At 28.5% G+C, this 14097-nt stretch carries 17 protein-coding genes; 13 read left to right on the top strand and 4 right to left on the bottom strand.

What is annotated here, in order from left to right; all coding sequences use genetic code 11:
• Positions 1–3: 3 nt before the first annotated feature.
• The 3 genes from DAD81_RS15040 to DAD81_RS15030 are packed head-to-tail and all read left to right on the top strand — an operon-like array spanning position 4 to position 3796.
• A complete protein-coding gene (locus DAD81_RS15040; protein ID WP_111709116.1) occupies positions 4–1290 on the top strand; it encodes an McrC family protein in 1287 nt (428 codons plus the stop codon).
• A 19-nt stretch (positions 1291–1309) separates the two neighbouring features.
• Positions 1310–2863: a GumC domain-containing protein gene (locus DAD81_RS15035; RefSeq protein ID WP_111709115.1), complete on the top strand. Its 1554-nt coding sequence runs from the start codon at positions 1310–1312 to the stop codon at positions 2861–2863.
• 54 nt (positions 2864–2917) lie between these two features.
• Positions 2918–3796: an HNH endonuclease gene (locus DAD81_RS15030; protein WP_111709114.1), complete on the top strand. Its 879-nt coding sequence runs from the start codon at positions 2918–2920 to the stop codon at positions 3794–3796.
• A 523-nt stretch (positions 3797–4319) separates the two neighbouring features.
• Here DAD81_RS15030 and DAD81_RS15025 read toward each other — a convergent pair.
• Genes DAD81_RS15025 through DAD81_RS15010 form a run of 4 tightly spaced genes read right to left on the bottom strand, consistent with a single transcriptional unit; the run spans position 4320 to position 7708 of the window.
• On the bottom strand, positions 4320–4688 hold the full coding sequence (locus DAD81_RS15025; protein WP_157961155.1) for a hypothetical protein: 369 nt from the start codon (positions 4686–4688) through the stop codon (positions 4320–4322).
• Between the two features lie 13 nt (positions 4689–4701).
• Positions 4702–6330 (bottom strand): CRTAC1 family protein, encoded by a 1629-nt coding sequence (locus tag DAD81_RS15020; protein ID WP_111709112.1) that lies wholly within the window; start codon positions 6328–6330, stop codon positions 4702–4704.
• Positions 6331–6377: 47 nt separating this feature from the next.
• A complete protein-coding gene (locus DAD81_RS15015) occupies positions 6378–7055 on the bottom strand; it encodes a DUF6796 family protein (protein WP_111709111.1) in 678 nt (225 codons plus the stop codon).
• Positions 7056–7084: 29 nt separating this feature from the next.
• Positions 7085–7708 (bottom strand): LysE family transporter, encoded by a 624-nt coding sequence (locus tag DAD81_RS15010; protein WP_111709110.1) that lies wholly within the window; start codon positions 7706–7708, stop codon positions 7085–7087.
• A gap of 185 nt (positions 7709–7893) precedes the next feature.
• Between DAD81_RS15010 and DAD81_RS15005 the strand changes: the two genes are divergently transcribed.
• The 10 genes from DAD81_RS15005 to DAD81_RS14960 all read left to right on the top strand — a co-directional run bounded on the left by DAD81_RS15005 (position 7894) and on the right by DAD81_RS14960 (position 14022).
• Entirely contained in the window at positions 7894–8466 is a 573-nt protein-coding gene (locus DAD81_RS15005; RefSeq protein ID WP_111709109.1) for a sigma-70 family RNA polymerase sigma factor, read from the top strand.
• Positions 8467–8471: 5 nt separating this feature from the next.
• Positions 8472–8723 (top strand): anti-sigma factor family protein, encoded by a 252-nt coding sequence (locus tag DAD81_RS15000; protein WP_179950065.1) that lies wholly within the window; start codon positions 8472–8474, stop codon positions 8721–8723.
• Between the two features lie 82 nt (positions 8724–8805).
• Positions 8806–9201, top strand: a complete 396-nt coding sequence (locus DAD81_RS14995; RefSeq protein ID WP_111709107.1) for a rhodanese-like domain-containing protein — start codon at positions 8806–8808, stop codon at positions 9199–9201.
• A 135-nt stretch (positions 9202–9336) separates the two neighbouring features.
• Positions 9337–9819: an OB-fold protein gene (locus DAD81_RS14990; RefSeq protein ID WP_111709106.1), complete on the top strand. Its 483-nt coding sequence runs from the start codon at positions 9337–9339 to the stop codon at positions 9817–9819.
• 31 nt (positions 9820–9850) lie between these two features.
• Complete coding sequence (locus DAD81_RS14985; protein WP_111709105.1) at positions 9851–10408, top strand: YceI family protein; 558 nt, start codon at positions 9851–9853, stop codon at positions 10406–10408.
• 115 nt (positions 10409–10523) lie between these two features.
• On the top strand, positions 10524–11027 hold the full coding sequence (locus tag DAD81_RS14980) for a DinB family protein (RefSeq protein WP_111709104.1): 504 nt from the start codon (positions 10524–10526) through the stop codon (positions 11025–11027).
• Entirely contained in the window at positions 11015–11716 is a 702-nt protein-coding gene (locus tag DAD81_RS14975; RefSeq protein ID WP_111709103.1) for an NRDE family protein, read from the top strand. Before DAD81_RS14980 ends, DAD81_RS14975 begins: the two co-directional genes overlap by 13 nt.
• Positions 11713–12759, top strand: coding sequence for an ATP-grasp domain-containing protein (locus tag DAD81_RS14970; protein ID WP_245949308.1), 1047 nt, complete (start codon positions 11713–11715; stop codon positions 12757–12759). Before DAD81_RS14975 ends, DAD81_RS14970 begins: the two co-directional genes overlap by 4 nt.
• A 1-nt stretch (position 12760) precedes the next feature.
• Positions 12761–13459 carry a hypothetical protein gene (locus DAD81_RS14965; protein WP_111709102.1) on the top strand — a complete coding sequence of 233 codons (699 nt, stop codon included), beginning with the start codon at positions 12761–12763 and terminating at the stop codon, positions 13457–13459.
• A 2-nt stretch (positions 13460–13461) separates the two neighbouring features.
• The gene (locus tag DAD81_RS14960) at positions 13462–14022 is read left to right on the top strand and encodes a peroxiredoxin-like family protein (protein WP_111709101.1); all 561 of its coding nucleotides are present in this window, start codon (positions 13462–13464) and stop codon (positions 14020–14022) included.
• Positions 14023–14097 lie beyond the last annotated feature (75 nt).

Genomic DNA, 14097 nt, shown 5'->3' with positions numbered 1-14097 from the left:
TAAATGTCTAGAGTAATACAAGTATTTGAATTTGAAAAACTCACCATTCACAAAGATGAGTTAGATCGTCAGTTAACAAAAAAAGAACTGGAAAAACTATACGAATTCAATGATAAAAATGACAATTGTTATTTTACAGGAATTCGTGATGGTGTAAAATTCAAAAATTTTGTGGGTGTTATTCAAATAGGAGGGCTTACCATTGAGATATTACCAAAAACAGATAAAAATAAATCAATCAAAGAAGACTATAACACTTGGCATAAAGCGTTAATAAATATGTTGCGAATATGTAAACATATAAATATAACCTCAATGTCTGAAGCTAATTTAAAAAAGAAACACAATTCAATATTAGAGTTGTATTTCGAAATGTATTTAGATGAGGTTGAGCAGTTATTACGTGTTGGGTTAATTAAAAAATACCGTAAATATTCATCTAATATCTTAGCGTTAAAGGGTCGATTAGATTTCAATAAAAATATTCAACAAAATTTAATTCATCAAGAACGGTTTTACACAAGTCATCAAATTTATGATTATGAGAATATTGTCAATCAAATTTTATTGAGAGGATTAACAATATTAAAATCCTTAACAAATAATTCTATACTAAGTGATCGTATTAATAGGGTTAATTTAAATTTTCCTGAAATTAAGGAAATCTCAATTCAAAAACATCATTTTGAACAGATAAAAGATAATCGTAAAATAGTGCCTTATAGTAAGGCTTTACAAATAGCTAAAATGTTAATTTTGAACTATTCACCAGACATAATTTCGGGTCAAGAGAATATGTTAACACTGTTATTTGATATGAATAAATTGTGGGAAGAATATATATATAGAATGTTAATACGAAGTAAATCAGAGGTTTTTAACGTATCTCCCCAAGACAATCAAAAGTTTTGGGAGAACAGAACAATTCGACCAGATATCGTAATAACACATAAAAACAGTGATATTTCAGAAACCTATATTATTGATACTAAATGGAAAATTATTGAAGCCAACAAACCCAGTGATAACGACTTAAAACAAATGTTTGCTTACAATATGTATTGGGATGCAAAAAAAAGTATGCTATTATATCCTAGCTCAAAATCAATAATAGAAGGCTTTGGAAATTATCATAAAGGTAGAGAGTTAAAAGAATACGAAAAAGATGTTGAAATTGAATATGATAGAACAAACCAATGTAAAGTTGGTTTTATAAATGTTTTAGATGAAAACAACCAACTCAATTTGGATATTGGGAAAGATATATTTGAGAAAATTGTAATGAAATAAAATCCAAAATTGCTACGCTATGGCATATGAAGAAAAAGAACAAAATAAAAGTGATTATCAAAATGATTGGGCTAAGGATATAAAAGGTGAGCCTATACATATTAACAATGCTAATAGCGGTGCAAATGGGTACTATTGTATGGGGTGTGATAAGGAGATGCAGGCAGTAAAATTTAAAAATCCTAAATACCAATCTTACTTTAGACATCACGCTAAAAATATTGATAAAGAAAAAACTGAGTGCGTTGTTGCTAGTAGAAATTACAGAGAACGTTTAGCGGCTTTTATTTTAAACCGTATTAAGTTTATCAATGTTCCTCCTATTTATAAGTATCCTCCATTAAAAGAAGAGGGCTTAGAAATGTTTTTAAAAGACAGAGAAACTATAAAAGCTCATAAAGTTGTTTCAGAACTTACTTTTTATGAAGATGAACAGGGAAATATTCTACATGGTAAAAATCCAAAAATAGAAGATAGGTATTTATTGGTTAGACCAGATGTGACTTTTTTTGATGAAAAAAATGAAGCAATATTGTTTATCGAATTTGTGGTTACACATAAATTATCAGAAGAAAAAAAAGTAAAATTAAGTCGTTTAGGTATAAATACGGTTCAAATAATTATTCCGAAAGTACCCGAAGTAGAAATAGAAAAAGCATTAAAATCATCAAGAAAATTTAAATGGATTTATAATGAACTCGAAGCAAACACCGAATACATATCAATTCCCAAAGGAAATACAGAAGGAGTACCACCAATTGATGAAATCCAAAGAAAACTTTTTGAAGAATCTTACTCCTGCAGAGCAGCAAAAATTAACAATCTTGTACGCAACATTAACAAGTGCTTACGTTCAGAATCTTACAGACGAACTGAACGTCTCTTTAACTCTGAAATATCAAGAGTTAAGGGGAATACAGAATCAGCTCAAAAAAGATTGGGAGATTTGGAAGAACAATATAGAAAAGAAGCACTTGATAGAAATAGAGAGTCTCACGGACAAATTAAAATCAAATACAGAGATTTGGAAAAAAGATATAACGATAAAAATCAAGAACTTCAGCAAGCTACCGAAGAATATAATTCCGACCAGCGAATTAGAGAATCAATACAATACCAAATTAGCAGAGAGGAAACTCTTATCTGCAATATTAAAAGAGAAACAGAAAAATTCGAAGGAAGAGCTGGACTTGATGAAAGCAGAATGGGAGAAGAAATTTGGGATCAATTTAGCCCAGAAACAGAAATGATTGAAAGAGGAATCGAAGAAATTAGAATTAAGAACGATAACATTGAAGAAAAAATACGAACATCTGTTAATTCCCAAATCGAAGCAGCTGAATGGAGCATTAGAGACATTAGAATAGAGCAAGAACGAGTTGAGAGTACAATTTGGGAGGGATTTAAAGCTAACATCGAATTTGAAAAATCAGAAATCCAAAGAATTGAAAGAAAAGAAAAAGGAATTGAAAAAACAATTAGAGAAAAATTTTTAACAAGGGAACATGGAAAAGAGGGTAAAACCTTAGAATGGTTTATGGAAACATATAAGGATGAAATAGAGAAATCATAAAATATGTTTAGGCTACTTTGATAATATTAATTTAAATATCCAATTAAGTTTAAAATGAATAACACAACCAAAGGACATAAATTTCAAGAATATTTTGTCAGTAATTTAATTAATTCAAAAGATTTTACCCTGTTAACATCTTATCCAAAAGAGGGAGTAAAAGGAAAAACGAGTACAAATTTTATATTACAATCTGAATTAATTAGGGCTAGATTTAAGCTTTCAAAAAATGTAGTAAACTTATTTGCCTTCATAACTAATAATGAAAATCTTCTTTTTTACATTAGAAAAAAACCTAATGAATTTTTAACAGAAAAGTTACAGCTTCGTTTTAAAAATCAAATTAAAACCAATTCAGCTAACGAAATCACCATTAATTTAAATTCTTTAAAAGATATTGATGATTTAATTCAGCTTTTATTTATTGAGCATTTAAAATCTTCAGTTTCAAAAAAGTTAAAATATTCAGATAACTTAGAAGCAATTAATTTTAATAACGAGTTAGATTCCATTATTCTAGCGAACCATCAAAATCCAATAGCTTATAAAGAAGCAATCGTAAAGATTAGAACATCTCAAACTAAATATAGAGATAACTTGATGGGGAAATGGGAGAATAAATGTGGCTTAACAAATATTTCAAAAAAAGAGTTGTTAGAGGCTTGTCATATAAAACCCTTTTGTGAATGCGATAATAATGAATATTACGATTTGAATAACGGCATTATACTAACACCTACAATTCATAAATTATTTGATAAGTTTTTAATATCATTTGATAATTCAGGGAAAATAATGTTATCAAAACGAATGAATGAAACAGATTTACATAAATTGAATATTAATGAAAATATGACATTAAATTTTCATAACCTCAAAATGGAAGTGTATTTAAAACTTCATAGAACGAAGTTCTTAGCTAACGAAATCTAAAATTAGAATTATTTCAAAATTTATAATAATTCAACAAGCTAGAAATACTCGGTTGTTCAACACGAATTATTTTCCCACATCTCCAGCACTATTCCATTCCGTTAGCACTTCATTGCATAAAGCTTCCAATTACCGCACAGTAAGAACCACCGAAAAGGTGGTACTTACTTTTAGCCTTTGCGCTAACTTTCGTCACTATCAACGGTCATTGAGCGGAGTCGAAATGTGTTCAAAATCTCATCATAATAGCAACAATTGAAATTCGTTTCCAAAACAAACAGCTGAACAAAGTACAAACATCCGTGCAGGTAATTAGCCGTAACACCTTAGCCATTTATTTCTGTTCATTACCTAACTTTATCAATTCGGCTGCCGTCATTAATTTTGCGTTGCCGTCTCGATGCATAAATTCGCCTCGTCGTTTCATTGCGGCTCTCATTTCGTCTTTAGTAAAAGATCTCTTTTTTATGTTTGCTTACAGGTTTTAAAACCTGTTAGATTTGGTATTTTAAAGCTAAAATTATTATATTTTCCTGCCTTGAAGTATTTTTAAAGTCACCAAACTAAAGAAAATTCCAAAGGAAATATAGCACATTGGAAAACCGTTTTCCATTTTTGGGCATTGTATATTTCCTAATAACTGACCCATAGTTGCATAAGTTGCAATAGCCAAAGCAACTAAGGTGAACAAAAAATAAATCACTTTTCCTTTATTAAAAATATGGGCAACAAAAGGAATTAACAAACAACCGAAAATAATATAACAAGCTGGTATTACACCTAATTTAGGGCAGGTTCCTTCATGTAAAAATTCCGTATAGGCCAAGTTTCCGGCACCTAGAATACCAAAAATAAAAACGAGATAAATGCTATAATTAATAATTTTCTTCATTATTAAAGATACATTACTGTTTTCCAACACTAACAGTAGTGTTTATAGCAACATTTTCCAATACTTGCGAATTTCCTTTTGAATCTTTTATGGTGATCGCCGAGATATTTTGAGCGTTGCCCAAACCAAAAATTAGTGTATTAGACTGGTCGCTGCACAATCCTTCGCCAATAACATTGTAGTTTGTTTGTGAACCATTTTCTGTGGTGACAGTTACAACAGCACCAATTAATTCAGCTTTATCCTGCATTCTAACTTTTACAAAATTTGCTTTCCCTCCATTGTTTATATACACTTTAGCATTTCCGTTTAAATTTGCGTAAACCAAATCTGGATAACCATCATTGTTAAAATCACTGCTTAAAGGTGTAATTGCATAATTTTTATTAACCACATTAGCCTGCTCTTCTGTTGCAGCAAAAGTTCCATTATCTAATTGTACTAAAAAACGACATGGTAATTTAAAAAGTGCTTGAGGAGGAAATGCAATATAATTTTCTGCAACCACCAAATCTTGTTTTCCATCTAAATTAAAGTCTTCAAAAATAGCTCCCCAAGAAAATTCAAATTTTGCGATGTTTGTGTTTCTTGATGTATTTGTAAAAGCACCATTTCCATCATTACTAAATAAAATCCAGTCTGTAAAAAGTTCTTGATCTTCTTTTAAATCTCCTTTTGCTAAAGCTTTTGGTACGGAAGTTCCTGTGTTTGAAAAAAAGAAATCAGGAGTATTATTGTTGTTATAATCTCCCACTGCAATCCCCATTGGATAGGCAAATTTTCCAGTTAAAGGGTTACTCTTCAGTTTAAAAGATGTTCCGTCTTGGTTAATATATATTCGAGGTTCACCAGTGTCATACGCTACCACTAAATCTAGTTTACTATCATTATTTACATCTACAAAAATACCTTGAAATGTATTGTGAATGTACTCTAATCCTGCAGATTTCGTAATATCAGTAAAAGTATTGTCGCCATTATTCAACAACAATACGCTAGAACCACCGTATTTTTTATCGTTAAAAATGGTTTGCCCTTCCATTAATTCCTTTTTAATGTACCCTGCCACAAATAGATCTATAAATCCATCTTGGTTAAAGTCTCCTAACGTCACAGAAATTGGTGTTGTTTTTTCATTCAAATGCACATTTATTTCTTCTGAAGAAAAAGTACCATTATTGTTCAATAAAACAAAAACACCACTGTCTCTAGTAACTATAATATCTGTAAATCCATCCTGATTAAAATCGTAGGAAACAGCACCTAATGTATTTCCTATTTTTGAAGGTAATTTTACATCTTTAGAAATATTTTTGAAGGCTTTATCACTATATTGAAATAAACCATCTTCCTGTTCACTTCCACCTCCAATAAAAAGTTCATCAATACCATCATTATCTATATCAATAAGGCAAGAACCTAAAACTGGCAAACTAGTTTCATCATTAAATTGGTGCGTAAAATCTATACTTGCTTCACTAAATTTTGGTATTATGGAATCGGGAACGGTTAAATCACAACCTTTAATAGATAGCGGACTTGCAACATAAGGGTTGATAGTGTCTTTCCAAAAATAGGTTAATAAAGCTCCAATAAGTAGTATTACTATTAACGGTAAAATCCATTTTAATCTTTTTCTCATAATGTTATTTTATTTTTAAGGGGTTTTAAAATGCGATGCATTTTATTTTATATTTTTTTTGAGTTAATTTTTATAAGTATCAATGACAATCCAAATACTATAAAATGTACCACATTCATCGCAATTGGACCAATAATAAACCCTAAGGAAGGCATTATTTTGTAGATAACCAATACTGAAAGTAAAATAACAATAGGGTTAAATATTGCCATCCATTTTGGATATAAGGTATTGCCTTTTAAAATTGGAATTACAAATAATATGGAAATTGCTGCAACCCAAACTCTTAACGATTTCACTAAAATTTCAGCGTGATTTTTATAAACTTCTATTAACGATTGCAAAGCGGTATCATTTGGAAATTCAGCTATTTTATGCACCAAATAACCCAATTGTGCTCTTGAGGAAATCCACATACCACCAATCATAAAAGCGATAACTCCCAAAACAAAAATTGCTGTAGCTATTTTTGGATTTTTTTCTTTGAAAACCAAATATAAATGATAATAACCGGCAATATAAAACGGAACAAATGAAACCGCCACAAAATGCCCTAACGTTAATCTGCTTAAAGGAATTTGATTAAAAAATTCGAAATTACTTCCGTCGTAACCAATCCCTCCAGGAGAATAGTGCAATAAAAACTCACCAATTCCCACTCCAATAGCGCCAATAAGTCCAAGAATTCCAGAAATAAATAATAGTTTGTCTGTTGATTTTTTCATTTTTAGTAGGTCGAAATAAATACCATTACTTACAAGCTCAAAATTTTAACAAGTGTAATAAAAGCTAGTATACCCGTTAAAACACTTAATACCAAATTTAAGTTTTTTGCCAAACCTTTTGATTTACTTTGTATTAGCCTTGCATAATGGGCATACATATATAACAATGCAAAAGTGCCAAGTGCAGAGCCTATAACAAAAATGAATATGTTTTGTTGTGTAAACTGCAACCATCCTGCAACATCTAAAGCAGTTGTAACTCCACAATAAAAAGGGATAGAAAACATATTTAATACGGAAAGTAGTAAACCAACCATAAAACTGTTGCCAGTTTTTTCTTTAACCGTTTCTGTTGGGGCTTTATCTTTTTTGGATTGACGATAAAAATAAAAGGACAATAGCGCAAAAATAACAACTGCAATTTGTTGAAGCGATTGTACAAAAGCAGGATTGTTTCTTAAAAATTTAGTAAATAAAATAGCTATATAAACTTGCCCTAATACAATAACTGAAACACCTGCAGCAAATTTAATGGCTTCAAATTTACTTTTATCCAAACTAATTTTGGCGGTTTTCATATTTAACATACTGGGAGTTAGAGTACCTAAAAAAGAAGTGATGAATCCTAAAATAAAGTGTAAAATTAAAGTCATTGGATCGTTAGTAAATGTTAATAATTATAAATTAACACATAAGTCGTTTTAAAACTTTAAAAATTACCGAAATATTTTTTTTTACTTTTTTAAAAGTTAAAATAACTATCAATTTAAGATAAACAAATCAGTTATATTAAAAAAATAATATATTTATCATCACAAAAATTTAATTAATTAAATTAATGGAAGAAACTAAAGTAACTACAAAAGTTATGTTTGAAAATTGGGTTGCCCAATTTAGTGACGAACTTTTTTCTTGGGCATATTATAAAACATCTTCTAAAGAAACTGCTGAAGATTTAGTACAAGATACTTTTGTTTCAGCCTATCATAATATAGATTCTTTCAAAGGTAAAAGTCAACCAAAAACCTGGTTATTTACAATTTTAAACAATAAAATTATTGATTATTACCGAAAAAAATCGAAACAATTTGTTATTTCCTCAGACGATTACTCACAACAAATAAAAACAACCAATAATTTTTTTGATGAACATGACAAATGGAAAAAAGAAATTGACACCAACGAACAACATTGGTTAGACAATCCTGAGTTTAATAGTATACTTTTAGCTTGTATTAAAGACCTACCAGAAAATTGGCAATTTATTATTCAATCTAAATATATTTTAGATAAGAAAAGTGCAGACATATGTCAGGAACTAGAAATCTCTAAGTCTAATTATTGGCAAATAAGTCATAGAGCTAAATTGTTATTAAAAAAATGTATAGAACTAAATTGGGTAAGCAAATGAAAAAAATGATGAACATATTAATGCTTTCTTGTAAAAAAGCTACCGAATTAATTGAAAAAAGACTGGTTATTAAATTATCAATTATTGAAAAAATTCAATTAAAAATGCATACTGCTGTTTGCAGCCAATGTTCAGCCTACGAAAAGCAAAGTGAAATTATTGAAAATAGCATTGCTGAAATTCATCAGCCAACTAAAGAAAAATTAAAACTTTCTTCTGAAAGAAAGGAACAGATTTTAAAACAATTAGAAAAGTAAAAATAGTTTAAAGTTATTCTGTTTTTGTTGCTTGTGCAGAATTGAATCTTATACCTAATTTTCAATAATTTATTTATAATTTATGAGAAACCTATTTCTTACAATAGCTGCACTAACTACGGTATTTTTTCCAAGCGCACAACAAGCAACAATTAAAAATGTTAATTCAACCGAATTTAAAAAATTAATTACCAAAAAAGATGGTATACTATTAGATGTTCGCACACTATACGAATTTAAAAATGGCCATTTAAAAGAAGCCGATCAATTAAATTACTATTCCTTTAGTTTTAAAGATAATTTGCTTTTGTTACCAAAAAATAAACCGATTTATGTGTATTGTAAAACCGGTTACAGAAGTAAAAAAACTGCTGAAATATTAATTAAAAATGGCTATACAAAAGTTTATAATTTACAATATGGAATTAAAGAATGGAAAGAAAATAACTTTCCAATAGTAAAAGACACTTCAAATTAAATAAAAAAACATCAACATAACACCTTAAAAACAAGGCGATTAAATACAGTAAATAAAAAAATATTTATTTTTTGTCAGGAAATAAAACTACTAAAGTCTATTCATTCAGTTAACACAAAATAAACAAACTGAAAGATGACAACAAAAAAGAAAATCTTAAAAATTGCACTCATACTTATAGGAGTGGGAATATTAATTGGAGGAAGTGTGGGATATTATATGTTCAACAAACCGGCAAGGGATGTTCAAAATACCAAAACCGATTTTAGTTATAATGCTAGTGAAATTATAAACGAATATTTAACCGATTCCCAAATGGCAAACGATAAATATTTAGCTGAGAATGGAGAATCAAAAGTGTTGGAAATAACTGGGATTGCTTCCGAAATTTCGGAAGATTTTAATAATCAAAAAGTTATTCTTTTAAAAGCTGAGGGAGACAAAGCCGGCGTAAGTTGCACGTTTACTCCTGAAACAAATGCTAATACACAAAATATTAAAATTGGAGACAAAATTACCATTAAAGGTGTTATTCGCTCAGGTGCTTCTTTTGATGAAGATTTAGAAATGTACGAAAACGTAATTATAGAAAAAAGTGACATAGTGTCAAATAAATAAAGTAAATAACAATAAATTAAAAATTTTTAAAATGAAAAAAACAACAATCCTTTCAATACTTACAGTAGTGGTAATTTCATTAACTTCAATAACAGCTTCGGCTCAAAAATTAGTAAGTTCAACAACACATTTTAAATTCTATTCAACAACACCTGCGGAAGACATTGAAGCTAATAATTACAAGGCGGTGGGTACTATTGAAACAAGTACTGGAGATCTTGTATTTTCAGTTCCAATGCAAAGTTTTGAATTTGAAAAAGCATTAATGCAAGAGCATTTTAACAGTAAAAAGTTTTTAGATACCAAAGCAAATCCAAAAGCAAAACTAGTAGGTAAAATTACAGATATTTCAAAAGTAAATTTCACAAAAGATGGTTCTTATCCCGTTAATGTTACTGGAAATTTAACTATTAATGGTGTTACAAATGCTATTAACGAAAAAGCTACAATTAGTGTAAAAAGCGGAAAAATATCATTAATGTCTAAATTGAATGTTACTCTTGCAGATTATGAAGTAGCATTTAAAAAAGGAAAACCTTCAACAAATATTGCAAAAACAGTTGAAGTAACAGTGCACGCAAATTATTAATAACCCCAATTAAATTCGTAGGATAGAATTAGTTCATATTCAAAAATATTATTGAATATCTAATTTTATCCTACGTACTAATTATACACCCTGAATAAATATAATTTGTACTAAAATGAAAACCTATTGCCAACAAAATTTAGAAGAAATTAAAAAGTTAGTAATTCAATTGTCTGATCAACAATATGCTTATGGTGCTAAATTACTGTCAGATACCTCTATTGGACAACATGTTCGTCATATTTTAGAATTTTACCAAAGCGTATTAAATGGTTTAGATTCAAAAATTATAAATTACGACAACCGAAAAAGAAATTTGCTGATTGAAACAGATAAAGACGTTGCCATTGAAATGATTGATACTATTTGTTTTAAACTAGCAATGGATTTAACAGATACACTATGCTTTTTGGAAGGTAATTTTTCTGCAAATGAAGGAAATGAAAATCAAATAAAAACTACAGTTTTTAGAGAATTAGCTTATTGTTTAGAACACAGTATTCATCATCAGGCTTTAATAAAAGTTGGTTTATTGGAGTTAAACATCGCATCGTTTATAGATGAAACTTTTGGGTTAGCTCCTGCAACTATTAGATATAAAAAGGTATGTGTACAGTAACCTTTGTTCCTATTAAAAGTGGTTTTATTTTCACATCCAATAGAGATGAAAAGATAAATAGACCAACTATATCACCTAAAATATACGAAGATTTACATTACAAATTAATGTACCCGAAAGATAAGAAAGCTGGTGGAACTTGGATTGTTGCAAAAAATGACGGAACATGTATAGTATTGCTCAATGGTGCTTTTGAAAAACACCAATTAAAAGCCAATTACACAAGAAGCAGAGGAAAAGTATTGATGGAAATGATAGCATCTGCAAATCCTATAAAACATTTTTCTTCTATTATTTTAAAAGGTGTTGAACCTTTTACTCTCATTGTTTTTCAAAATAATAAATTAATGGAATTAAAATGGGATGAAATCGAGAAATATGCAATTCCGCACACAACAACAGAAGCACATATTTGGTCATCTTCAACTCTATATAATTTAGAGCAACGGAATTTACGTAAACTTTGGTTTGAAAATTATAAACAAAAAAACGCCCCTATTTCCCCTGAAGACACACTTTATTTTCATAAAAACACACATCCTGAAAATGAAAATTACGGCTTGGTAATAAACAGAGATAATAGCATTAAAACTGTTAGCATTACTCAGTTATTTTCTCAGAATAATAAAATTGAATTGACTTATGTTGATATGAACAATAATGAAAAAACAGAAAAATTAGCGTTTTGAGAAAATTAAAAAACACCATTCATAAAATTTTAAATTGGGAATATTGGCCAATGAACGTTGTTTATTTTCCAATTTATTTCTATTGGATTTTTTTAAGTTTAAAAGCAAAATCATTAGGTTTTTTTAATGCTAGCAATCCTAAAATTAAAAATGGAGGATTTGCAATGGAAAGTAAAAAAGAAATTTATGATTTAATTCCGAAGCAATATTATCCTGAAACATTGCTTTTTAATAACAACGAAAAGTTAGAAACAATCTTAAAAGAAATAGATAATTCTAATATTAAATTTCCATTTATTATAAAACCAGACATTGGCTTGCAGGGTCTTCGAGTTGAAAAAATCCATTCTAAAAAAGAGTTAACAGCATATTTAAAAAATGCAAATCACGATTTTTTAATTCAAGAATTTTCAGAATTTCCTTTAGAAATTGGACTGTTTTATTATAGAATGCCTAATGAAACAAAAGGGAAAATAACAGGTATTGTATATAAAGATTTTCTAATTGTAAAAGGAAATGGAACAAATACAATTCAAGAGTTGATTATTCAAAACCCAAGATTTGCATTGCAATTAGATGCCTTAAAAGAAAGATTTGGAGAAAAATTAAATGAAATATTACCAAAAGATAAAAACCTTAATTTAGTGCCATTTGGAAACCATGTTCGTGGCAGTAAATTTACCGATGTAAGCCATTGGATAAATGATAAATTAACGGAAACCTTTAATAACATTTGTTTACAAATACCTGATTTTTATTTTGGTAGATTAGATATTATGTTTAAATCCAGAGAAGATTTAGAAAAAGGTGAAAATTTCTCAATTATAGAACTTAATGGAGCAGGTAGCGAACCTACACACATGTACGACCCCAAGCATTCTATCTTTTTTGCGTGGAAAGAAATTATAAAACATTACAATATTTTATATAAAATAAGTACTTATAATTATAAAAAAGGACATCCCTATTTAAGTATTAAACAATGTAAAATAATGATAAAAGAAAGTAAAAATTTAAAATACAGCCTAAAACTAATTAGTTAAATTGAACAATATTCAAAAACACTTACCAAAAAACAAACCGTTAGTAGTTGGGTTCCTAATTAGTTTAATAGGTACTTTACCTTTGGGTTACCTTAATGTAATTGGTTTACAATTGTTACTGGAAAATGGACATTTGGCAACCATTCAATTTATTTTAGGTATAGTTTTTATAGAGTTTTTTGTTTTAAAAGTGGTGAGTTATGGATCAAAGTGGTTGGTTCAACAACAAAAATTATTACTATTTATTGATATTTTCACCATACTATTCTTTTCAATTTCAGCCTTCTATTTTTATGCTACAATTGGAAATGAACAAAATTTTAGTTTAAAACAATTACAATTAATTCAAGTACCATTTGTATTGGGATTGACACTAAATATCTTAAATTTTATGCAGTGGCCTTATTGGTCTGGGGTCTATTTATATTTATTTAGAACGCAAAAAATAAAACCAAATAGCAATCAAAATAACTTTTTTATTGTAGGTGCACTCGTTGGTACTTTTGTAGGAATGATTTTATTTACTGAAGCGGGCAACTATTTTTTAACTGATAAAAAAGCCATTATTAGCAAATACCTCAACATCATTTTTACAATCTTATTTTCTGCTTTAGCTTTAATTCAAATCATAAATTTCTTTTTGAAAAGGAATAATAACAATGCAACTTTAAAACAAAAAACCATTAAAATAAAAATTTAAATATGAATACAAATGCTATTTTTAAAACTGTAAATCAAGCCAAAGGGATAAGTGTAGGCTTAATTGTAAAAGATTTTTCAGCAAAAGATATTTTTGACAAAACATTTAAATTAAGTAATTCATTAAAAAATGGAAACCTAGTTGTAATTTTTATTCGTGGTCAATGGTGTCCGTTTTGCAACAAACATTTAAAAGAATTACAAGAACAATTTTATCAGATTTATGAAAAAGGTGCTTCGGTAGTGGTTGTAACTCCTGAAAAGTCTGAATTCATCAAAAAAACCATTAAAAAAACAGGAGCTGAATTCACTATTTTATATGATGAAAATTATAAAATAGCGGAAGCTTTTAATGTGCTTTTTCGTCCAAGTAAAGTTATGCGTTTTATATATAATACTATTTTAAGTGCAAAATTAAAAGAAAGCCATACTGACGAAAGCGAACAATTACCAATTCCTGCAACTTTTATTATTTCAAAAGAAATGAAAGTAAAATGGAGACATTTTGACCCAGATTATAAAAAACGATCAAAAATGACTGACATTATTGCGAATTTAAATTAAAAAATTATTGAATTAAGTAAAAAATCAGTGATAATTATTTGATGTACTAAAAAATATTTTCTAAAGATATCGATA

The organism is Lutibacter citreus (genome assembly GCF_003260195.1).
GTDB lineage: Bacteria > Bacteroidota > Bacteroidia > Flavobacteriales > Flavobacteriaceae > Lutibacter > Lutibacter citreus.
The sequence above is the reverse complement of the archived record's forward strand: the minus strand, read 5'-3'. Positions and strand labels throughout refer to the sequence as shown.

What these genes read in the sequence shown, in the direction of transcription:
- DAD81_RS15040 (WP_111709116.1), top strand. Translation starts at nt 4, where the DNA reads ATGTCTAGAGTAATACAAGTATTTGAATTTGAAAAACTCACCATTCAC.
- DAD81_RS15035 (WP_111709115.1), top strand. Translation starts at nt 1,310, where the DNA reads ATGGCATATGAAGAAAAAGAACAAAATAAAAGTGATTATCAAAATGAT.
- DAD81_RS15030 (WP_111709114.1), top strand. Translation starts at nt 2,918, where the DNA reads ATGAATAACACAACCAAAGGACATAAATTTCAAGAATATTTTGTCAGT.
- DAD81_RS15025 (WP_157961155.1), bottom strand. Translation starts at nt 4,688, where the DNA reads ATGAAGAAAATTATTAATTATAGCATTTATCTCGTTTTTATTTTTGGT.
- DAD81_RS15020 (WP_111709112.1), bottom strand. Translation starts at nt 6,330, where the DNA reads ATGAGAAAAAGATTAAAATGGATTTTACCGTTAATAGTAATACTACTT.
- DAD81_RS15015 (WP_111709111.1), bottom strand. Translation starts at nt 7,055, where the DNA reads ATGAAAAAATCAACAGACAAACTATTATTTATTTCTGGAATTCTTGGA.
- DAD81_RS15010 (WP_111709110.1), bottom strand. Translation starts at nt 7,708, where the DNA reads ATGACTTTAATTTTACACTTTATTTTAGGATTCATCACTTCTTTTTTA.
- DAD81_RS15005 (WP_111709109.1), top strand. Translation starts at nt 7,894, where the DNA reads ATGGAAGAAACTAAAGTAACTACAAAAGTTATGTTTGAAAATTGGGTT.
- DAD81_RS15000 (WP_179950065.1), top strand. Translation starts at nt 8,472, where the DNA reads ATGATGAACATATTAATGCTTTCTTGTAAAAAAGCTACCGAATTAATT.
- DAD81_RS14995 (WP_111709107.1), top strand. Translation starts at nt 8,806, where the DNA reads ATGAGAAACCTATTTCTTACAATAGCTGCACTAACTACGGTATTTTTT.
- DAD81_RS14990 (WP_111709106.1), top strand. Translation starts at nt 9,337, where the DNA reads ATGACAACAAAAAAGAAAATCTTAAAAATTGCACTCATACTTATAGGA.
- DAD81_RS14985 (WP_111709105.1), top strand. Translation starts at nt 9,851, where the DNA reads ATGAAAAAAACAACAATCCTTTCAATACTTACAGTAGTGGTAATTTCA.
- DAD81_RS14980 (WP_111709104.1), top strand. Translation starts at nt 10,524, where the DNA reads ATGAAAACCTATTGCCAACAAAATTTAGAAGAAATTAAAAAGTTAGTA.
- DAD81_RS14975 (WP_111709103.1), top strand. Translation starts at nt 11,015, where the DNA reads ATGTGTACAGTAACCTTTGTTCCTATTAAAAGTGGTTTTATTTTCACA.
- DAD81_RS14960 (WP_111709101.1), top strand. Translation starts at nt 13,462, where the DNA reads ATGAATACAAATGCTATTTTTAAAACTGTAAATCAAGCCAAAGGGATA.